The following is a 19,234-nucleotide window of genomic DNA, read 5'->3' on the forward strand; positions in this document are numbered from 1 at the left end:
GCCGGCAAGCTTGATCTTTTGTAAACCTTGGCCGCTATTTTGACCCAGCTTGGGCGCGGCAAAAACGGAAAAATGGGCACAGACTCCCGCGCCGTTCGCAGACGCCGGGCCCTGCATTTTTTCTGACTGAAGGTCACCCATGAGTGAATTGAATCTGCAAGACAAGGTCATCGTCGTCACGGGCGCGGGCGGCGGCGTGGGCCGCGGCATTGCGCTGGAACTGGCCAAGGAAGGCGCGCGCGTGGTTGTCAACGACCTGGGCGTGGGCCTCAACGGCGAAGCCGGCAAGCAGTCGGCGGCCCAGGCCGTGGTCGACGAAATCACGCGGCTGGGCGGCACGGCGCTGGCCAACACCGACAGCGTCTCCGAATGGGCGAGCGCGCAGCAGATCGTCGCCAGCGCCGTCGACACTTACGGCCGCATCGACGGCGTGATCAACAGCGCGGGCATTCTGCGCGACGCGATCTTCCACAAGCTCTCGCCCGAAGATTTCGACTCGGTGGTCAAGGTCCATCTCTACGGCGCCTTTCACATGAGCCGCGCCGCGAGCCCGCATTTTCGCGACCAGGGCGGCGGCGCGCTGGTGCACATGACGTCCACTTCGGGCCTGATAGGCTCCATAGGCCAGGCCAACTACGCCGCCGCGAAAATGGCCATCGTGGGCCTGTCGCGCTCCATCGCCATGGACATGGCGCGATTCGGCGTGCGCTCCAACTGCATCGCGCCGCATGCGTTCAGCCGCATGATTGAAAGCGTGCCCGGACTGTCGCCCGAAGAGCAGGAAAAGTACCTCGAAAAGCGCCGCCAGACCACGCGCCCCGAACAGATCGCGCCGCTCGCCGCCTACCTGTGCTCCGAGGCCGCGCACAGCGTCAGCGGCCAGATCTTTGGCGCGCGCGGCAACGAAATCTACCTTTACAACCAGACCCGGCCGGTGCGCACCCTGCACCGCGGCGACGGCTGGACCGTGGAGCGCCTGGCCGACACGCTCGCGCCCGCATTCCGTTCGAGTTTCACGCCGCTGGAACGCACCAAGGACGTGCTGTCCTGGGAAGCCATCTGATCGTTGCCACCATGCCGCTTCAACTCGACAACCTGCAAAACTGGGTGTTTCCCGAAAAGTCCACGACCTACGCGGACCGGGACACCATGCTCTATGCGCTGAGCCTGGGCTTTGGCGAAGACCCCTGCGACGCGCGCGAACTGCCCTACGTCTATGAAGAGGGCCTGCGCAGCGTGCCTACCATGGGCGCCGTGCTGTGCCACCCCGGCGCCTGGCTCACCGACCCGCGCACCGGCGCCACGCGCAGCAAGGTCGTGCATGGGGAGCAGCGCATGACCTTCCATGCACCCTTGCCGGTGCAAGGCACGGTCAGCGCGCGCTCGCGGGTGATGGGCGTGCAGGACAAGGGCGCCGACAAGGGCGCGATCATCCACCTGCAGCGCGAAATCCGCGGCGCCGATGGCGAACTGCTGATCACGCTGCGCCATTCGTCGTTTTGCCGCGCCGATGGCGGTTGCGGCTCGTTTGGGCAAGCGCTGGAACTCGGGGCCGTTCCCGAGCGGCCCGCCGACCGCAGCGTCGAGCTCAAGATACTGCCCCAGGCGGCGTTGATCTACCGCCTCAATGTCGACCGCAATCCACTGCATGCCGACCCGCAAAAAGCCCAGGCCGCGGGCTTTGCGCGCCCGCCGCTGCACGGCCTGTGCACCTATGGCATGGCCGCGCGCGCCCTGCTTGGCCTGTGGCTGGGGCATGACAGCGCGCGCCTGGGCTCACTCGACACGCGCTTTTCGGCCAGCGTGTTTCCCGGGGAAACGCTGCGTTTCGAGACCTGGCAGCAAGGCCGCGGCCTGGCGTTTCGCGCCTTCGTCAAGGAGCGCGGCGTGAAAGTGCTCGACTGCGGCTGGGCCGACATCCGGGACTGAGGCGCCACTCACTCGCCGTCGGCGACCCGGCTGGAAGACTGCTCGACGTAGGCCAGAAAGTCGGCTTCCGACAGCGGCTTGGCAAACAGATAGCCCTGAAAGTGGCGGCAGCGCTTGCCCAGCAGGAAGGCATGCTGCTCGCGGGTTTCCACGCCTTCGGCGAGCACCTGCAGGCCCAGGCTTTCGCCCAGCGAAATGATGGTCGCGACAATCGATGCATCGAAGCTGCTCGAGACCACGTCCCGAATGAAGGACTGATCGATCTTGAGCTGATCGAGCGGCAGGCGCTTGAGGTAATTGAGCGACGAATATCCGGTGCCGAAATCATCGAGCGAGAAGTAGATGCCCATGGATTTGAGCGCTCCCATTTTCTGCGCGATGTCGTCTGCATCCTGGGCGAAAATGCTTTCGGTGATTTCCAGCTCCAGCACCAGGGGATTGATCTGGCTGGACTCGATGATGGCCATCGTTTGCGTCAGAAAATCCGGATGCTGAAACTGCTTGGCACTGACATTCGCCGCCAGCCGCAGCTGGGACAGCTTGGGATCCTGGCCCCAGGAATGCAGCGTCTCGCAAACGCGTTGCAAGACCCATTGGCCGAGTTGAAAGATAAAGCCGCTTTTCTCGGCGATGTCGATGAACACCGCGGGCGGAATCAGGCCTTTTTGCGGATGATTCCAGCGGCACAGCGCTTCGGCGCCCGTGACCAGACCATGCATGTCGATCTGCGGCTGGAACATCAGGAAGAACTCGCCCGCATAAAGTCCCACGCGCATGTCGTGCTCGAGCTGCACGCGCTCCGCAATCACTTTCTGCAGTTGCCGGTCAAAGAACTTATAAGTGTTGCGGCCGTCGTTCTTCGCATGGAACATTGCGGAGTCGGCACCGCTGACGATCTCATCGACCGATTTCTTGCTGCTGTCGAAGAATGCGACGCCTATGCTGGCGGATATATAGTGCTCGCGCGATGCAAATGACATGGGCGCGGCAATCTCGCGCAGGATGCGCTGGCAAATGCGTTCAGCGGTATTTCGTGCCTGCTCGAACTCCGTGCCCAGCCGGCTCAGCACCACGACCAGTTCATCGCCACCGAAGCGCGCGACCACATGCTGCGGCCCCACGGCCTGGGTGATGCGCGACGCCACATGCTTGAGCACCGCATCGCCGCACTGATGGCCCCAATGGTCGTTGATGAGTTTCAGGTTGTCGATATCGATCATCAGCACCGCGCCGAAGCCGTGCAGCACGGTGCTTTGCTCTATCAGTTGAGGCGCGATCTCGAGAAAATTCCCCCGGTTGGGCAGGCCGGTCAGCACATCGAAATACGCAAGTTGGCGCACCTGCTGCTCCGCGCGCGTGCGCTCGGTGATATCGCGCGACAGCACAATGAAATTGGACGGCATTCCCGCCACGCCCTGCTTGCGCGCCACCGACAGCTCGAAGCAGCGCGCACCGCCGCCGACATTCATCTCGATGCGATTGCCCGTGCTGCGCCCCTGCAATTGCGCTTCACGTATCGAGTCATAGAGCACTTTCGCGGCCTTGGGCGGCAGCACGTCCCAGACCGTCTTGTTCAGCACGTCCGCCACCGGCATGTTCAGGCTCGCCTCGTTGCTGGTTCTGACCGCGAGGTAGCGCGCGTCGACATCCATCTCGAACAACAGATCCGGAATCGCATCGAGCGTGTCGTTGAGGTCGGCGGTCATGCCGCGCAGATTGGCGGTCATGGCAATGGCCAGGGCCTTGGCGCGCTCGCGCGAAGTCAGCAGCAGGAACAGGATGACGCCCAGCGAAAAGCTCAAAAGAATACCGATCGACGCAATCCAGTGGTGTGTCGCAGTCTGGTGCTTGGCGACATAGCTTTCGGTGGGCGTGATGCCGAAATACCATTTGCGCCCGCCAAAATCCAGGTAATCGACTTTCGAGAAGCTGTTGTCGGCGACATGTTCGCCCTGGACTATCGTGCCGTCCAGAAACCGGTGCGATATCGCCGAATCATCGAGCGTTTCCTTCTCGTAGAAAACCAGCTGCAATCCCGGTGCGAGGTTCTTGGCGATGGGTTGAAAGACATCGACCAGTCGAAACGGAAGATCGACCCAGCCGCGCAGCACATCCGTGCTGGCAATGTCTCTTTGGTCCGGCATGTAGACGGCCAGGTAGAGAACAAAGCCTGCCGTATTCTGGCCGGGCGCGTCCTGCACCAGCGTCAGTTTCTGCGACGCGATCAGGTCGCCGGTTTCCCTTGCAAGCGCTGCCGAGTTTCTAGGCTCTTGCCCCGATAAAATATCAAAACCTATGGATTTTTCATTGCCTTCCTTGGGCTCCATGAAAATGATAGGCGCATAGAACTCTCTCTTGCCTTCGGGTTTTATATCCTGGAAATTCTCACCTTGCTCGCGGCGCAACATATCCTGCGCCTGCGCGGCCGCTTTCGGGCCCTCGAAGAATTTCGCAAAGCCAACGCCCTGCAGTCCCGGAGCAATGGAACGCAGGTTCAAGGATTTCACGAAAACGTGAAATTCGTTTGACGTCACATTTTCAGAGCCATCAACGAATCCCTTGACACTGCGAGCGATCAATTCAAAACCGTTGAATTGATTGGCCAGCAGGTATTTGATGTGGCTGCTTTCCAGCGTGATGGTCGAGCGCAGATCCTGATTGGCCAGCTGGTTTCGCGACACCCAATAAAGCGCAGGAATAAGCGATGCCACCAGCGCTGCCAGCACGGCAACTGCCAGTGCCTTGGCATTGAAAGCGGGACGGGTTTCGAAGAAATCCCCTCGGGCATTCGTTTTATCAGGGCCTCCGTGTGCGGAGGCTTCTGCGCGATATTTCAATGGGGGCATCCTTCATGGTCAGACGATGGTTGCATGGCACCCGACATGACCCAAGGTTTGTCGTGAAGCTCCATGTTACGGTAATCGCCCATCTATCCACCATGTAGTTAATGGCTTATCGCTATCAGACCATGGTTTCATGGTACGTGATCCAATGGCCTCGAAGGAAAGAGGTGCAGCGACGGTATATCGCCCTGCGGCTGTATCCACTCAGCGCTGGGGTTTGAGATCGACCAGCTCCTGGGCGCGCTGCGAAGTCATCTGCAGCCGGCACGCGTTGGCCGACACGCGCGCCAGGCTGCCGCCGTCCGGGTCGTCATAGAAGCCGCAATTGGCATCGCGATACTGGATCCACAGCCGCTGCGCCGACTGCAGCTGCTTCTTGCGCGCGGGCGTGAGGTCGAACATCAGGGCCTGAAAGGCCGCGTTGAGGCGCCGGTCCTGGCGGCCATGCTCGGCGCCCATGCACTCGAGCATGGGCAAGGTGACGCCGCCGGCTTTGTCCATGCAGGTGGCATATTGCGGCGACAGCGCGCGCTCTTGGGCCAGCGCGGGAAGTGCGGCTAGCGTGCCGGCCAGCGCCAGCAGGGCAAAACGCAAAGATGACAGGGTGGATCGCATTGATGGTGGCCTCGCTTTGCCCCCTATCCTACCCGCGCGCGGCCGAGAGAATGCCTTGACAAGGGGCATTTGCCAGGCCCAGGGGCCCGCTGCTACTTGCGAATGATCAGCGCATCCACCGCATAGCCGCCCTGGGGCAGCGCAATGAACGGGTTGATCTCCACGCTGGCCAGCGAATCGGCATGCGCCGCGGCGAATTGCGACAGGGTCACCAGCGCGCGGGCCAGGCAGTCGAGATCGGCCGGGGCCTTGCCGCGTGCGCCATCGAGCAGCGGGAAACCCTTGATCGCGGCGATCATCGCACGCGCCTGCGCCAGATCGAGCGGCGCCGAATGGAACTTCACGTCCTGGAAAATTTCGACAAAGATGCCGCCCAGGCCGAACATCATCATCGGGCCGAACACCGGGTCGTTGACCATGCCCAGCACGGTTTCGGTGCCGCCCGAGATCATGGGCGACAGCACCGCGCCCTGGATATCGGCCTGCGGGCAATGGCCGCGCACGCGCGCCATCATCGCGCTCCAGGCCGTCAGCACGGCTTCGCGGCTGGCCAGGTTGAGCACCACGCCACCGACATCGCTCTTGTGCGCGATATCGGGCGACAGCACTTTCATCACCACGGGGAAACCCAGCTCCTCGGCGGCCTGCATCGCCTGCTCGGCGCTGGCGGCCACGCGCTGCGGCGCGAACGGCAGGCCCGCGGCTTCGAGCAGCGTGCGCGCCGCGGCTTCGCCCAGCACGCCGGCGGGCAGGGCCGGCATGGGCAGGGCCTGCGCCGGCGCATCGGTAGTCTCCAGCGCCGCCGCGCGCTGCGCCGCGCCCAGCCAGGTCAGCGCGCCTATGGTGCGCGTGGCCACGGCCGGATCGGAGAAATAGAGGATGTTCTGCGCCTCGAGTTCGCGCACCACCTCGGGGCTTGCGCGCATGCTCGATGCGACCAGCCGCTGCGGGTGCTGGCGGCGCAGCGCGAACAGGTCTTCGCGCACCTTGGCCCATTCGGCGGCCGACTTGCCTATGCTCGCATTGAAGCTCAGGATGCTGTCGAAGCCGTCGAAGTCGAAGACGATCTTCATGATGCGATTGAACAGCTGGCGGTCGCTGAGCACCTGGCCCGTGGTGTCGACAGGATTGACGCCGCTGGCGTACGGCACGATATCCTTGACCTGCTGCTGCAATGCCGGCGGCAGGTGCGGCAGCACCAGCCCGGCCTGCTCGCACGCATCCGCGGCGATCACGCCCACGCCGCCCGACGGCGTGATCACGCCCAGGCGGTTGCCCAGCGGCAGCGCGCTGATGGAACACGCATAGGCCAGGTCGACCAGCTCCTGCATGGTCTGCGCGCGCCAGGCGCCGCACTCGGCGAAAATGCTGTCGAACACCTGGTCGGCGCCGGCCAGCGAGCCGGTGTGCGAGGCCGCGGCCGCCGCGCCCTGCGCCGAGGAGCCGACTTTCATCACGATCACCGGCTTGCGCCGCGCCCGCGCCGTCTGCAGCGCGCGGCGCAGTCGCTCGCCATGGCCGCAGCCTTCGAGATAGGCGAGGATCACGCGGGTGTGCGGGTCCTGCGCCATCCACTCTATGCAATCGGCGACATCGACGCCGGCTTCGTTGCCGGTCGCGGCGAAATGGCTGAAGCGCACGCCGCGGTCGCCCGCCAGGCCGTAGAGGTAGGAGCCTATCGCCCCGCTCTGGCTCACGATGCCCACATTGCCGGGCTCGAACATCTCGTGTTCCAGCGCGCTCATGAATGTCGAATACATCGCGCTGCGGGTGCTGAAGATGCCTATGCAGTTCGGGCCTATCAGCTGCACGCCGGCGTCGCGGCAGCGCCGCGCCATGCGCTCCTGGGCACGCTTGCCTTCATCGTCAATCTCGCCAAAGCCGGAGCTGAACACCACGATGGAGCGCGCGTTCTGGGCCAGGGCTTCTTCGACCGCCTGCTCCACCAGCGCGCCCGCGACGGCGATGATCACCTGGTCTACAGGGTGGCCCACGGCGGCCAGCGAAGCGAACGCCGGCAGGCCCTGGATTTCCGTCTGCTTGGGATTGATGGGCAGGATGCGGCCGGCGAAGCCGCTGCGCAGCATGTAGGCAATCGGCCGCCCGCCAATCTTGCGCGGGTCCGACGAGGCGCCGATGACGGCGATCGAAGCGGGACAGAACAGCGGGTCCAGAGTGTGTGAAGTCATGCGATGCATCTCGAAAAAGGAAAACCGGCGCCCCGTCCCTCAGGACCTGGGCAGCCCCAAGGTACGCGTGGCGATCAGATTGCGCTGCACCTGGGAGGTGCCGCCAAAGATCGTCACCGGCCGCGAAATCATGTAGAGCCATTCAGGGTCGGCATCCAGACCCGGCAACGCGCCCGCGCCCATCAGCCCGCCGGCCTGCCCGGCCACTTCGGTCACGGCTTCGGCCAGGCGCTGCAGCGTTTCGCTGTTGAACAGCTTGAGCATGGAGAAGTCGTCGTCGGCGTCGCCGCCGGCCAGCGCGGTCTCGCAGACCTGCTCGTACAGCGCCGTCGCATCGGCCACGTCGCATTCGAATCCGGCCAGCAGCAGCGCAAAACCCGCGCCCGCATCTTCGCCCAGCGCCGCCCCGGTCTGGCGCAGCACCTGCAGCGCATGGCGTATCAACTCGGGCGAGCCATGGCTCAGGCGCTCGAAGCCGAGCAAGGCCTTGCCCACGGTCCAGCCGTCGCCGACCCGGCCGACGACGTTCGCCGCCGGCACGCGCACATCGTCGAAGAAGATTTCGCAGAAATGCGCATCGCCGGCCAGGGTCTGGATGGGCCGGATCGCAATGCCTGGCGTGTCGAGGTCGGCGAGCAGAAACGTCATGCCCTTTTGCTTGCGGTCTTCGCTGCTGGTGCGCACCAGCAGGAAGATGCGGTTGGCGTCGGTGGCCAGCGTGGTCCAGATCTTCTGGCCGTTGACGACGAAGTCGTCGCCGTCGCGCACCGCCGCAGTCTTGAGATTGGCCAGGTCGGAGCCCGCGTTGGGCTCGGAGTAGCCCTGGCACCACATGTCTTCGGCGTTGAGGATGCGCGGCAGGTAGGCCGCCTTTTGCGCATCCGTGCCATACGCCAGCAGCACGGGCGCGAGCAGGCGCAGGCCATGGTCTATGGGCCGGGCCACGCCATGGCGTTCGAGCTCTTCCTGGTAGATCAGCTGCTTGTCGAGCGACAGGCCCATGCCGCCCCAGGCCCGGGCCAGGCCCGGTGCGCGCCAGCCGGCCTGCCACTGCGCGCGCAGCCAGCGGCGCGCCGCCTCGCCCGTCAGGCGCTGCAGCGGGTTGCGCAGCGTCGACGGGTAGTGGGCCGCAATCCAGTCGCGCCAGAGGGCGCGGAAGGTTTCATTGTCGAGGGCGTTGTGATCCGGAGCGTTCATGGTGTCGCCCCTTGGGCTTCGACAGGGGGGAAAGCCAGTGCCTGGCGATGGTGGCTCGCATTGCCCAGGTAGGCCGACAGGCGCAGCGCGCCCTTGAGATACAGGCCGATGTCGGCTTCGGCCGCAAAGCCGATCGCGCCATGGGCCTGCACGCCGAACTTGCCCGACTGCAGCGCCGCCTGGCTGGCGCGCGCCTTGGCCCGCGCGATCGCCGCGCGCGTGCTTTCAGCCGCGGGCTGGCTTTCGAAGGCGCGCAGCGCGACACGCACTGCGGCCTGGGCCAGCGACAGCTGCACGCGCACATCGACGGCCATATGCTGCAGGCTCTGGAAGCTGCCTATCGCCTTGCCGAACTGCACGCGCGTGCGCAGATAGTCGAGCGTGATCGCAAAGCCCTGCTCGGCCAGGCCCAGCAGTTGGGCGCTGGTCAGCAAAATGGCTTCGTCACGGGCCTCGCGCAGCGCGGCAATGACTTCGTCGCCGCGCGCCAGACACTGCGCATCGCCAACGAACACCTGGGTGAACGCCACCGTGGCGGCGCTGCTGCCGTCACTGCCGGTGCGAACCTCGGCGCGCACGCCGCTCGCCTGTGTCGGCACCTGCCACAGCGCGGGCAGGCCCTGCCAAACACCGCTGACCAGGTAGTGCGCAGCGATGTCGGCGGCGATCACCGCGTGTTTCGTGCCCGTCAGTTCGGTGCCGCCGTCCACGGCCTGGCCCACGCAGCGGGGCATGGCGTCCAGCGTTGCCCCATCCTCCTGCCAGGCCGGCGCGAGCACGGCATCGCCGCTGAGCAGTTGCCGGGCAATGCCCTGCCAGGCGACTGCGTGCTGCGCATGCAGGCGGTTGGCCAGGCGCGCGACCAGGGCCGCGCTGGCGACGAAGGGCTCGGGCATCGCATGGCGGCCCAGGCCGCGCGCGATCACCGCCGCATGGCGTGGCGCAAGCCCGACGCCGCCCAGCGGCTCGGCGAGCGTGATGCCCAGCCAGCCCTGGGCCGCCATGTCGGCCCACAGCGCCGGGTCGTAGGCGCTTTGGCCCGCATAGGTCTTGCGCAGCCGTTCCTTGTGCTGGCGGTCCTGCAGGAAGACCTGCACCGCGTCAGCCAACATCACTTCGGTGTCGTCCATGGCGTTTCGCTTCAGACCGTGGCCGCGCTGCCAAGGATCACGGTGCTCTGGCTCGACAGCACGCCGCCGTTGCCATGCGCCAGCGCGACATCGCAGGCCGCGACCTGGCGTGCGCCGCATTCGCCGCGCACCTGGCGCGCGGCTTCGATCAACAGGAACAGGCCATACATTCCCGGGTGGCAGTACGACAGGCCGCCGCCGTTGGTGTTGGTCGGCAGCGCGCCGCCGGGACGCAGCTTGCCGTCGGCCACGAAGCCGCCGCCCTCGCCTTTCGCGCAAAAGCCCAGGTCTTCGAGGAACAGCAGCGTGGTCAGCGTGAACGCATCGTAGAGTTCGCGCACCTGGATGTCCTTGGCGCCGAGCCCGGCCATCTCGTAGGCCTTGGCACCCGATTCGCGCGCGGCGGTGACCGTGAGATCTTCCATGTTGGAGATCGAGTGGTGGCTATACGACTCGCCGCAGCCGAGCACATAGACCGGCGGTTTGCGCAGGTCGCGGGCGCGCGCTGCCGAAGTCATCACGATGGCGCCGCCGCCGTCCGTGACCAGGCAGCAGTCGCGCACCGTGAGCGGATAGCTGACCATGCGCGCGCCCAGCACCTCCTCGATGCTCAGCGGCTTCTTCTCCCAGGCCGCGGGGTTGAGCAGCGCCCACTCGCGCGCCGCGACGGCGATCTCGGCGAGATGCTCGCGCCGCGTGCCGTAGCGGTGCATGTGCTGCGACGCCGCGAGCGCATAGGCGGTCGACGGCATGAAAGGGCGATAAGGCGATTCGTAGGGGTTGATTTCGCGGCCGCCGGTCGCCGCCCGGCCGTCGGTGCGCTGCGTGCTGCCGTAGGTGATGACGGCGACTTCGCACAGGCCAGCCTCGATCGCCGCCTGGGCATGGGCGACATGGGTCATGAATGAGGAGCCGCCCAGATAGGTCGAGTCACCGTACTTCGGCTGTATGCCCAGGTACTCGCGCAGCGCCAGCGTCAGCATGCGGCTTTGCGTCGCCGCGCCGAACAGCCCGTCGACATCCTTGAGCGCCAGGCCGCAGTCATCGAGCGCGCGCACTATGCCCTGGGCCATCAGGTCCACGGCGCTCATGCCTTGCGCCACCTGACCGATATCGGATTCCGCGACCCCGACGATCGCTGCACTGCCGCGCCGGTTAACCATGCTGATTCTCCCCATCGGCGACGAACACCGGCAGCGGCACGGTCTCGCCCGCCTCCAGCACAAACGCCACGCGCACTTTCTGCCCTATGGTCACGCTTTGCGGGCTCTGGCCTTCGACCCGGCTCATCATGCGAAAGCCTTCGTCCAGCGCGATCAGCGCCACGTTGTAGGGCTCGGCATCGCGTGGAAACACCACCGTGGTCGCATGCACTTCGCCCCGGCCCTGGCTCACGCGCCATTCGAGTTCGGTGGTGCCGGTGTAAGGGCACACCAGCCGCGGAAAGAACACCGCCTTGCCGGCCTGGGGGCTGAACTGGTAGGCAAGTTCATGGCGCGCCAGGTGGGCGCGGTAGGTCGCCAGCGGCGAGGCGGTGACTGGGGGGATCATCGGCAGCCTCCGCGCGCAGGCCGCAGGGAGGGATCGAACGCTTCACGACATTGCTGCATCATGGCCTCACTGGTTTCAGTGCCACCATTCTGGAGCGCGCGGCAGCGCGCGGGGCCGCGGGAAAGTTGGCCACAATTACCAAAACCTCAACGCTGCGCTCCAGCAATGAGGGGGCCATTGAAAAGGGGCGGCCCCGGCATAAAAACAGGGAAGGCAGGTAAGGCCTGCCTTGCAGATTAGGCTGGGGTGGGGGCGCCGGCGTGCACTTCGACGCGGTTGCGGCCCTGGCGCTTGGCCTGGTAGAGCATTTCATCGGCGAGCTTGAGCACGCGCGCGACGTCGACCGAGCTGCCGGGCCAGTGGGCGATGCCTATCGAGATGGTCACGTTCTGCACGGGCGACATGTCGGCCTGCTCGATCTGCTGGCGCAGGCGCTCCGCGACCTGCTGCGCCACGTTCTGCGCGGTGCGCGGCAGCAGAATCAGGAACTCTTCGCCGCCCACGCGGCAAAAGACATCGCGCTCGCGCGCGCACTCACGCATATGCTGGGCCAGTTGCTGCAGCACCCGGTCGCCCACATCATGGCCGTAGGTGTCGTTGACCTTCTTGAAATGGTCCACGTCGAGACTCATCACCGAGAACGGCGTCTTCTCCAGCTGCCAGGTCTGCAGCGCGTGGTCCAGCGTGCGCCGGTTGCCCAGACCCGTCAGCGGATCGGTCTGCGCATCCTGGCGCAGCCGGTTGATGTTCTTTTGCAGCAGCCCTATGCCCAGCAGCATGGCTTTCTTCAGCTCGGAAGACTCGTAATACCAGGAGTGCACGCGCTGGATTTCGTCCGCCGTCTCCGGCTTGTCCATGGTCCTGGCCCCGCTGGCCAACTGCTTGAGCGGGCGCGCGATCAGGCGCGCGCACCACCAGATGAACAGCAGCGAAATCGCTGCGACCGGCAGCGAATTGAACAGCACCTGCAGCATCAGCGCGTCGAGCGCCGCCAGCGTGTTCTTGCGCGGACGCTGGGCCACGATGCCCCAGCCGCTGGCGGGTACCACGGCGTAACCGGCGAGCATTTCGATATTTTGGCTGTTCAAGAGCTGCTTCTTGCCGGTGATGCCCGCAATGACTTCCTCGATCGCGGCATTGCCTTCGACCGTGGTGCCTACGCGCTCGTTGAGCGGGTGATAGATCAGGCGCCGCTGCTGGTCGACCACGTAGAGGTAGGAGCCATCCTCATAGAAGTGCGAGGCCAGCAGTCGGTTGAGGTAGTTCTCGTGCTTGAGGTAAATGGTGCCCGCAATCGCGCCGAGGTAGTTGCCATGGGCATCGACCACGGGGTGCGAAATGAAGATCACCAGATTGCCGGCGACCGACAGATAGGGCTGGCTGATCAGCGGCTTGCGGCCGTTGATGGCTTCCATCACCCCCTGCGTCTCCAGCTTCTTGCCCACCAGGTTCAGCGACTGCGGCGAAGTCGCGAGCACTTCGGCCTGGTTGTTGATGACGGCAATCGAGTTGAAGCTGTCGGTCTGCAGGAACAGGCGTTCGGTCTCGGCCGCGAGAAACTGCCGGTCGTTGAAATCGCCGGCGACCACCTGCGCCGCGTAGCCCAGCTGCTGCTGCACCGAATCGAAGAAATCCTCGGTGCTGGCCGCGAGCTTGGTCGCATAGGCGTGGTTTCGCTGCAGCGTGGCGTCAATCAGTTGCTGGCGTTGTACCTGGTAGCTGGCATAGAGCGTATTGGCCAGTGAAATGAGCGCGCTTGCAATCGTCAGGGCAAGAATCAGGCGCCGCAGATCCATTTTGGCGATGGACTTGAAATTCATTGGCAATGGCTTGATCGGGTCGTATGGGAGAAGTTCGACATGGGTCTGCGTGGTTGGTGGCGCTGTCGGCTGATCGGTTCCGGCGCACGCAACGTGCGCCCGTGCAGCCGCGATTGTGCGCGAAGTGATGCAAGAAGCCACCACGGCGCCGCGCCGACGGGCTGGCACGACTGCTCCGGCCTGCGCGCAGCCCCGACGTCAATCGCCTGCCACCCCCTGGCGCGGCCTGCGCAGCGCCATGCCGCAGGCCAGCAGCAAGGCCAGGGCCGCGAGCCCGCCGGCGAGCCACAGCGTGCGCGGCAGGCCGAACGCATCGACGACCCGGCCCCCGGCCCAGGCGCCCAGCGCGATGCCGACATTGAACACGGCGACATACCAGGCCGTGGCGCTCTCCACGGCGCGCGGCGCGGCCTGCATCATCCAGGTCATCAGGCCGACCGAAACGCCGCCGTAGGCCAGGCCCCAGAGCAGCAGCACCGCGGCCGCGCCAAGCTGCGAGTCGCCCACGCTCGCGAAGAGCCAGGGCGCGAGCCACAGCCCCAGCGCGATCGCCGCCACGGTCGGCACGCTGCAGCGCGCGGCGCTCAGGCCGGCGAGAAAATTGCCGGCAATGCCTGCGATGCCATAGGCGAACAGCAGCGCGCCTATCCATTGCGCATCGAAGTGCGCCACCGACAGCAGCAGCGGGCGCACGAACGTGAAGGCCATGAAATGCCCGGCCACCAGCAGCAGCGTCAGCAGCAGCCCGGCTTGCAGACGCCGGTTGCCGAGTTGCTCGACCAACTGGCGCAGGCTGGCCGAGCCCGAGGCGGGCAGCGGCGGCACCACGCCCAGATGCAACGCCAGCACCAGCGCGCTGAGCAAGGCCATGGCCGAGAAAGCCCAGCGCCAGCCCGCAAGATCGCCGATCAGCGCGCCCAGCGGCACGCCCAGCACCGAGGCGGCCGCGACGCCGCCGAAGATGATGGACGTCGCCAGGCCTATCGATGGGCCTGGTACCAGCCGCGCCGCAAGCCCGCCCGCGATCGCCCAGATGCCGCCCATGCAAAAGCCCACCAGCACGCGCGCGGCCAGCATCCAGGCCAGGCTGGGAGCGAGCGCCGAAGCCAGGTTGGCAATCACCAGCAGACCCAGCAGGCCGCACAAGATGCGGTGCCGGTCGATGTCGCGCGCGGCGATCACCGCCAGCGGCGCGAACAGCGCGGCCAGCAGAGCGGGCAACGAAATCAACAGGCCCGCGGTGCCGGTCGAAGTCTGCAAGGTGTCGGCAATCGGCGTGAGCAGGCCCACGGGCAGCATTTCAGTGGTCACGACGCAGAAAGTGGCCAGAGCCATGGCGGCCACGGCCGCCCAGGGATGGTGCGCCGAAGCTGCGGGAGTGCAATAAGACAGGGACATGGAGAAATTCCTTGGAATGAACAACGGCGCTACGCGGCCTGCGCCGCGGGCAGGCTTTGCACGCGCAACCGACCGTGCGCCCACAGCGCCAGCAGCAGCACCGCCGCACCCGCATACAGCGCGACACTGAATCCCGCGTGCGCGCCGCCTGCGTCCACGGTCTGTCCCGCGGCCGCGGCGCCCAGCGCGACCCCGACGTTGAGCCCGGCGAGCAGCCAGGTGATGCCTTCGGTCAGCTGGTGCGCGGGCACCAGGCGCTCGAGCAGCGACATCGCGACGATCATCGTGGGCGCGAAGAACAGGCCCGCGAGCAGCACGGCGGCCGCGAGCGACGCAATGCTGTTCACCCACAGCAGCGGCAGCGTGGTCGCGGCCGTCGCCAGACCGCCCAGCAACAGCAGGCGGTGCAAAGGCGTTCGCAGCTTGCAGGCGCCGAACAGCAGACCGGCGAGCGCCGAGCCCACGGCATAGGCCGACAACACGCCGCTGGCCGCCGCGGGCCGCCCCGCCTGCGCCGCAAAGGCCACGCTGACGATGTCCACCGTGCCGACGATCACGCCCATGGCAACCATCAGCAAAGCCAGCAGGCGCACATTCGCCAGCCCGATCACCGGCGGCGACGGCTGGCTTGGGGCGTGCGCTTCGACCGGCGGCTCGGTGGCGCGCTGCAGCACCAGAGCGGCCATGCCCAGCAGCAGCAACAGCGCTGCCGCGAGCGGACCGGCCTGGGGCAGGACCGCCACGCACAGCCCCACGGACAGCGGCGGCCCGGCAATGAAAGTCACTTCATCGAGCACCGTCTCCAGCGCATACGCCGTCTGCAGCCGCGGCTGGCCGCGGTAGATCGCGGTCCAGCGCGCGCGCACCATCGCCGACATGCTGGGCATGGCACCGGCCAGCAAGGCGCCGACGAACAAAGTCCAGGCGGGCGCCTGCCACCAGGCGCTGGCGCACAGCAGCAGCATGCCGATGGCGCTGATGGCCGCGGCGGCGGGCAGCACGCGGCCCTGGCCCCGGCGGTCGACCTGGCGCGAGATCTGCGGCGACAGCAGCGCATAGGTCAGCACGAACGTGGCCGACACCGCGCCGGCCAGCGCATAGCTGCCGCGCAACTGCGCCAGCATGGTGATGATGCCTATGCCCGTCATGGGCAGGGCCAGCCGCGCCAACAGGCCGGCCAACGCAAATCCCTTGGCGCCGGGGGCGGCAAAAAGTTCTCGATAGGGGTTGCTCATCTCTTTCTCCTGAAACGCCTGCGCTTGCCGGGTGAAGGCCGCGCGGCGACAATACATACACAGCGTATGAATAGAATCGTACATTCATACGCCATGCATGTAAATATTGATACGCACCGTATGTAAGGAGAAGACATGGTTCGCCGCACCCGCGCCGAGATGGAAGAAACCCGCGCGACCTTGATCGCCACGGCCCGCAAGGTCTTCAGCGAACAGGGCTATGCCGATACGTCGATGGACGACATGACCGCGCAGGCCGGACTCACGCGCGGCGCGCTCTACCACCACTTCGGCGACAAGAAAGGCCTGCTCGCGGCGGTGACGGCGCAGATCGACGCCGAAATGGATGCGCGCCTGCAGGCCATTTCCGACCGCGCCGAAGACGCCTGGGAAGGTTTTCGCCAGCGCTGCCGCGCCTATCTGCAGATGGCGCTGGAGCCCGAGATCCAGCGCATCGTGCTGCGCGACGCGCGCGCCGTGCTCGGCGGCGCATCGCCCGATTCACAGCGCCACTGCCTCGACTCCATGCAAGGGCTGATAGCCCACCTGATCGCCCAGGGCGTGGTGGCCGACGCCGACCCGCGCGCGCTGGCCGCGCTCATCTACGGCAGCCTGGCCGAGGCCGCGTTCTGGATTGCCGACGGGGAAGATGGCGATGCGCGCCTGGCGCACGGGCTGCAGGCGCTGGATTTGCTGTTGCGAGGGGTGTTGGTCAGGGCGAACCATTGACATCGGGTATGCCCTCGCTCCCCATTCGCTATTCTTTTCAAGTAAATCGGCAGCGGGCAAGCGACGTTTGCACGGCCAAGCCGGCTACGTCGAAAGATGAAGGACCCGGGCTCAAAAGAACCCTACATCCTCCACACGCTCCAACGCCCACAATTGCCTTGAAACCCGCTCCAGCGCATCCGCCCCCAGCACCGGCCCGGCAAACTCCTCCAGCTTGGACTGCAGATCCCCATCGGTCAGCGGCAGGTCGGGGTCGCCCTTGCGCGTGGGTTGCAGAAAGTCATGGCGCGTGCCGTCGTGCAGCGTGATGCGCAGCGCGGCCGCGCGCTGGCCCGGAAACTGCTGGTCGAGCACGGGGTCGACTTCCAGCACCACACGCGCCATCAGCGCGCGCAGCAGCGGGTCGGCCAGGCGCGCGGCGTCGAATGCCGCCAGGCGCACGCTGCCGAACAGCAAGGCGGTGGCGACCACATAGGGAATGCTGAAGCGCGCTTCGGCGGCCGTCGTCGGCGCCGGGTTGCCGGCCACGGCGAGTGCCGGGGCATAGGTCGCGACGCGAATCTCGGCGATGTCGTCGGCGTGAATGCCATGGGTCTGCTGCAAGGCCAGCGCGCCGTCTATGGGCGCGAAAGTGTGGCCGCAGCAGGTATGGTTCTTGAACGTCATCGCGCAGATGTTGAAGACTTCACCCAGGTCGGCGAGCACGGGCGCCCATTCGGGCGCGTTGCTCATCGCCACGCCCATGCCCATCTTGCCTTCGAACACGTCGAGCGAGCCGGTCACGCCCTGCTGGGCCATGGCCGCCGCGGCGACGCCGGCTTCGGCGGCGCGGCCCGAATGCAGTGGCTTGGACATCGAATCCATTTGGAAAGCCTGCTGCAGCCCGGCGGCGAACGTGGCCGACGTGCACAGCGCATGCGTGAACTGGGCCGCATCGAGACGCAGCAGACAAGCCGCGGCGGCCGCAGCGCCGAACGTGCCGACAGTGCCGGTGTTGTGCCAATGCTGGTAATGCGCGCGCCCCAGTATCTGGCCTATGCGCGTCGAAACCTCATAACCGACGATCACCGCCTTGAGGAATTCTTCGCCGCTGGCCTGCTGCTGCTGGGCCACGGCCAGCGCCGCGGAAATCGTCGGCGCGCCGGGGTGGTAGATCGCATGCTTGAAGATGTCGTCGACTTCGGCCGCATGCGAGGCCGTGCCCTGGATCAGCGCCGCGGCCTTGACGGTCGCGCGCCGGCCCAGCGCCAGGCGCGCAGGGCCGCGGTCCAGGTCTTCGGCCAGGGCTTTTTCGAGCAGCGGCGTGGGGTTCATGCCATAGCCCGCGATCAGCGCCGCATACCAGTCGACGACGGCGCGCTTGGCGTGGTGCATGACATCGGGAGTCACCTGCCGGGAATGGAAGCTGGCGCCGAAATGGCCTAGGGTTTCGCTGACGTACATGGGTAGGGTGGTGGCGCGCCACCAGGCAATGGGGGATGAGCAAAGGATATATCTGCCATCCAGGCGCAGACATATCTTTTGCTCATGTCCACCCGCGCAATTGGAACAACTGGCAGCGGCTTGCAGGAGGGAAGATGCGACCACTCCCATGGCACTGGGAAACACAACAACAGGAGACAAGACAATGCAACGCCTCACCGCAATCACCGCCCTGCTGGCCCTCGCGGGCCTGGCCCTTGGCACGGGGGCTGTCGCCGCCGACAAGTACCCCTCGAAGCCCGTCAAGATCGTCGTGGGCTTTCAGGCCGGCGGCCCCACCGACGTGGTCGCACGCCTGGTCGCCAAGGCCTTGCAGGATGAACTCAAGGGCGCGTTCGTCGTCGAGAACAAGCCCGGCGCGACCAGCAATATCGCCTCCGAGACCGTGGCCGCGGCCCAGCCCGACGGCTATACGCTGCTGCTCGCGGCCGCGCCGCTGACGATGAACAAGTTCGTCTTTCCCAAGCAGAAGTTCGACCCGCTCAAGAGCTTCGAGCCGGTCTCCAAGATTTCCTCGGCGCCGGGCGTGCTGGCCGTGAGCCCCAAGATGCCCGTCAAGACCTACAAGGAGTTCGAGGAACTCGCGAAGAAGAAACCCAACGCGCTGAGCTACGGCACGACCGGCGCGGGCGGCACGCAGCACATGGCGACGCTGCGGCTCGAACAGCTCACGGGCATAGACATGCTGCACGTGCCCTACTCGGGCGGCTCGGGCGTGCTCAACGACCTGATCGCGGGCGTCGTCGACTCGGCGTTCATGACGTCGACCGGCGCCATGCCCAATCTGCAGGCCGGCAAGGTGATTCCGCTGGCGATCGCCGGCCCCGTGCGCCTGCCCGGCCTGCCCAATGTGCCCACCTTTGCCGAACTGGGCCTGCCGGGCATGGTGTCCGACTCCTGGAACGGCTTGCTGGCCCCTGCCGGCACGCCCCAGCCCGTGATCGATCAGCTGGCCAAGGCCATCGCCAAGGCCGTGCAGTCCAAGGAGTTCAAGGACGCGCTGATTCCCCAGGGCGCGGTGCTGATCGGCAATTCGCCCGGCGAGTTCAAGTCGCAGCTGCAGGCCGAAGTGAGCCACTGGTCCGAGCAGTTCAAGAAGGTCAAGCTCGACTGAGC

15 protein-coding genes are annotated in these 19,234 nt (G+C 66.0%); 4 read left to right on the plus strand and 11 right to left on the minus strand.

Annotated elements, in window-relative coordinates; genetic code table 11:
- Positions 1 to 139 precede the first annotated feature (139 nt).
- Both KHY18_RS21945 and KHY18_RS21950 read left to right on the plus strand, forming a co-directional pair.
- Positions 140 to 1,063 carry an SDR family NAD(P)-dependent oxidoreductase gene (locus KHY18_RS21945; protein ID WP_213304922.1) on the plus strand — a complete coding sequence of 308 codons (924 nt, stop codon included), beginning with the start codon at positions 140 to 142 and terminating at the stop codon, positions 1,061 to 1,063.
- 11 nt (positions 1,064 to 1,074) lie between these two features.
- Entirely contained in the window at positions 1,075 to 1,929 is an 855-nt protein-coding gene (locus KHY18_RS21950; protein WP_213304925.1) for a MaoC/PaaZ C-terminal domain-containing protein, read from the plus strand.
- Between the two features lie 8 nt (positions 1,930 to 1,937).
- Here KHY18_RS21950 and KHY18_RS21955 read toward each other — a convergent pair whose 3' ends face one another.
- The 10 genes from KHY18_RS21955 to KHY18_RS22000 all read right to left on the minus strand — a co-directional run bounded on the left by KHY18_RS21955 (position 1,938) and on the right by KHY18_RS22000 (position 15,907).
- Positions 1,938 to 4,775, minus strand: coding sequence for a bifunctional diguanylate cyclase/phosphodiesterase (locus KHY18_RS21955; protein ID WP_283771356.1), 2,838 nt, complete (start codon positions 4,773 to 4,775; stop codon positions 1,938 to 1,940).
- Between the two features lie 201 nt (positions 4,776 to 4,976).
- Positions 4,977 to 5,387, minus strand: coding sequence for a lysozyme inhibitor LprI family protein (locus tag KHY18_RS21960; protein ID WP_213304931.1), 411 nt, complete (start codon positions 5,385 to 5,387; stop codon positions 4,977 to 4,979).
- Positions 5,388 to 5,479: 92 nt separating this feature from the next.
- Entirely contained in the window at positions 5,480 to 7,576 is a 2,097-nt protein-coding gene (locus KHY18_RS21965) for an acetate--CoA ligase family protein (RefSeq protein WP_213304935.1), read from the minus strand.
- A gap of 39 nt (positions 7,577 to 7,615) precedes the next feature.
- Positions 7,616 to 8,773, minus strand: coding sequence for an acyl-CoA dehydrogenase family protein (locus tag KHY18_RS21970; RefSeq protein WP_213304938.1), 1,158 nt, complete (start codon positions 8,771 to 8,773; stop codon positions 7,616 to 7,618).
- Positions 8,770 to 9,903, minus strand: a complete 1,134-nt coding sequence (locus KHY18_RS21975; protein ID WP_213304941.1) for an acyl-CoA dehydrogenase family protein — start codon at positions 9,901 to 9,903, stop codon at positions 8,770 to 8,772. Before KHY18_RS21975 ends, KHY18_RS21970 begins: the two co-directional genes overlap by 4 nt.
- Positions 9,904 to 9,914: 11 nt before the next feature.
- Positions 9,915 to 11,066, minus strand: a complete 1,152-nt coding sequence (locus KHY18_RS21980; RefSeq protein WP_249729301.1) for an acetyl-CoA acetyltransferase — start codon at positions 11,064 to 11,066, stop codon at positions 9,915 to 9,917.
- Complete coding sequence (locus tag KHY18_RS21985; protein ID WP_213304944.1) at positions 11,059 to 11,454, minus strand: Zn-ribbon domain-containing OB-fold protein; 396 nt, start codon at positions 11,452 to 11,454, stop codon at positions 11,059 to 11,061. The genes KHY18_RS21980 and KHY18_RS21985 overlap by 8 nt, the downstream gene beginning before the upstream one ends.
- 236 nt (positions 11,455 to 11,690) lie before the next feature.
- Positions 11,691 to 13,274 (minus strand): sensor domain-containing diguanylate cyclase, encoded by a 1,584-nt coding sequence (locus KHY18_RS21990; protein ID WP_213304947.1) that lies wholly within the window; start codon positions 13,272 to 13,274, stop codon positions 11,691 to 11,693.
- Between the two features lie 198 nt (positions 13,275 to 13,472).
- The gene (locus KHY18_RS21995; protein WP_213304950.1) at positions 13,473 to 14,672 is read right to left on the minus strand and encodes an MFS transporter; all 1,200 of its coding nucleotides are present in this window, start codon (positions 14,670 to 14,672) and stop codon (positions 13,473 to 13,475) included.
- A 29-nt stretch (positions 14,673 to 14,701) separates the two neighbouring features.
- Positions 14,702 to 15,907 carry an MFS transporter gene (locus tag KHY18_RS22000; RefSeq protein ID WP_213304953.1) on the minus strand — a complete coding sequence of 402 codons (1,206 nt, stop codon included), beginning with the start codon at positions 15,905 to 15,907 and terminating at the stop codon, positions 14,702 to 14,704.
- 135 nt (positions 15,908 to 16,042) lie between these two features.
- Here KHY18_RS22000 and KHY18_RS22005 point away from each other — a divergent pair, with 135 nt between their 5' ends.
- Positions 16,043 to 16,636: a TetR/AcrR family transcriptional regulator gene (locus tag KHY18_RS22005; RefSeq protein ID WP_213304957.1), complete on the plus strand. Its 594-nt coding sequence runs from the start codon at positions 16,043 to 16,045 to the stop codon at positions 16,634 to 16,636.
- A gap of 111 nt (positions 16,637 to 16,747) precedes the next feature.
- On the opposite strand, the gene KHY18_RS22010 is transcribed toward KHY18_RS22005, so the two are convergent.
- The gene (locus tag KHY18_RS22010) at positions 16,748 to 18,079 is read right to left on the minus strand and encodes an MmgE/PrpD family protein (protein ID WP_213304960.1); all 1,332 of its coding nucleotides are present in this window, start codon (positions 18,077 to 18,079) and stop codon (positions 16,748 to 16,750) included.
- A 184-nt stretch (positions 18,080 to 18,263) separates the two neighbouring features.
- Between KHY18_RS22010 and KHY18_RS22015 the strand changes: the two genes are divergently transcribed.
- Entirely contained in the window at positions 18,264 to 19,232 is a 969-nt protein-coding gene (locus KHY18_RS22015) for a Bug family tripartite tricarboxylate transporter substrate binding protein (RefSeq protein WP_213304963.1), read from the plus strand.
- Positions 19,233 to 19,234 lie beyond the last annotated feature (2 nt).

The sequence above is a fragment of the Acidovorax sp. CCYZU-2555 genome (genome assembly GCF_018413525.1).
GTDB lineage: Bacteria > Pseudomonadota > Gammaproteobacteria > Burkholderiales > Burkholderiaceae_C > Comamonas.

What these genes read in the sequence shown, in the direction of transcription:
- KHY18_RS22000 (WP_213304953.1), bottom strand. Translation starts at nt 15,907, where the DNA reads ATGAGCAACCCCTATCGAGAACTTTTTGCCGCCCCCGGCGCCAAGGGA.
- KHY18_RS21990 (WP_213304947.1), bottom strand. Translation starts at nt 13,274, where the DNA reads ATGAATTTCAAGTCCATCGCCAAAATGGATCTGCGGCGCCTGATTCTT.
- KHY18_RS22010 (WP_213304960.1), bottom strand. Translation starts at nt 18,079, where the DNA reads ATGTACGTCAGCGAAACCCTAGGCCATTTCGGCGCCAGCTTCCATTCC.
- KHY18_RS21965 (WP_213304935.1), bottom strand. Translation starts at nt 7,576, where the DNA reads ATGACTTCACACACTCTGGACCCGCTGTTCTGTCCCGCTTCGATCGCC.
- KHY18_RS21985 (WP_213304944.1), bottom strand. Translation starts at nt 11,454, where the DNA reads ATGATCCCCCCAGTCACCGCCTCGCCGCTGGCGACCTACCGCGCCCAC.
- KHY18_RS21975 (WP_213304941.1), bottom strand. Translation starts at nt 9,903, where the DNA reads ATGGACGACACCGAAGTGATGTTGGCTGACGCGGTGCAGGTCTTCCTG.
- KHY18_RS21980 (WP_249729301.1), bottom strand. Translation starts at nt 11,066, where the DNA reads ATGGTTAACCGGCGCGGCAGTGCAGCGATCGTCGGGGTCGCGGAATCC.
- KHY18_RS21945 (WP_213304922.1), top strand. Translation starts at nt 140, where the DNA reads ATGAGTGAATTGAATCTGCAAGACAAGGTCATCGTCGTCACGGGCGCG.
- KHY18_RS22015 (WP_213304963.1), top strand. Translation starts at nt 18,264, where the DNA reads ATGCAACGCCTCACCGCAATCACCGCCCTGCTGGCCCTCGCGGGCCTG.
- KHY18_RS21955 (WP_283771356.1), bottom strand. Translation starts at nt 4,775, where the DNA reads ATGCCCCCATTGAAATATCGCGCAGAAGCCTCCGCACACGGAGGCCCT.
- KHY18_RS21960 (WP_213304931.1), bottom strand. Translation starts at nt 5,387, where the DNA reads ATGCGATCCACCCTGTCATCTTTGCGTTTTGCCCTGCTGGCGCTGGCC.
- KHY18_RS21970 (WP_213304938.1), bottom strand. Translation starts at nt 8,773, where the DNA reads ATGAACGCTCCGGATCACAACGCCCTCGACAATGAAACCTTCCGCGCC.
- KHY18_RS21995 (WP_213304950.1), bottom strand. Translation starts at nt 14,672, where the DNA reads ATGTCCCTGTCTTATTGCACTCCCGCAGCTTCGGCGCACCATCCCTGG.
- KHY18_RS22005 (WP_213304957.1), top strand. Translation starts at nt 16,043, where the DNA reads ATGGTTCGCCGCACCCGCGCCGAGATGGAAGAAACCCGCGCGACCTTG.
- KHY18_RS21950 (WP_213304925.1), top strand. Translation starts at nt 1,075, where the DNA reads ATGCCGCTTCAACTCGACAACCTGCAAAACTGGGTGTTTCCCGAAAAG.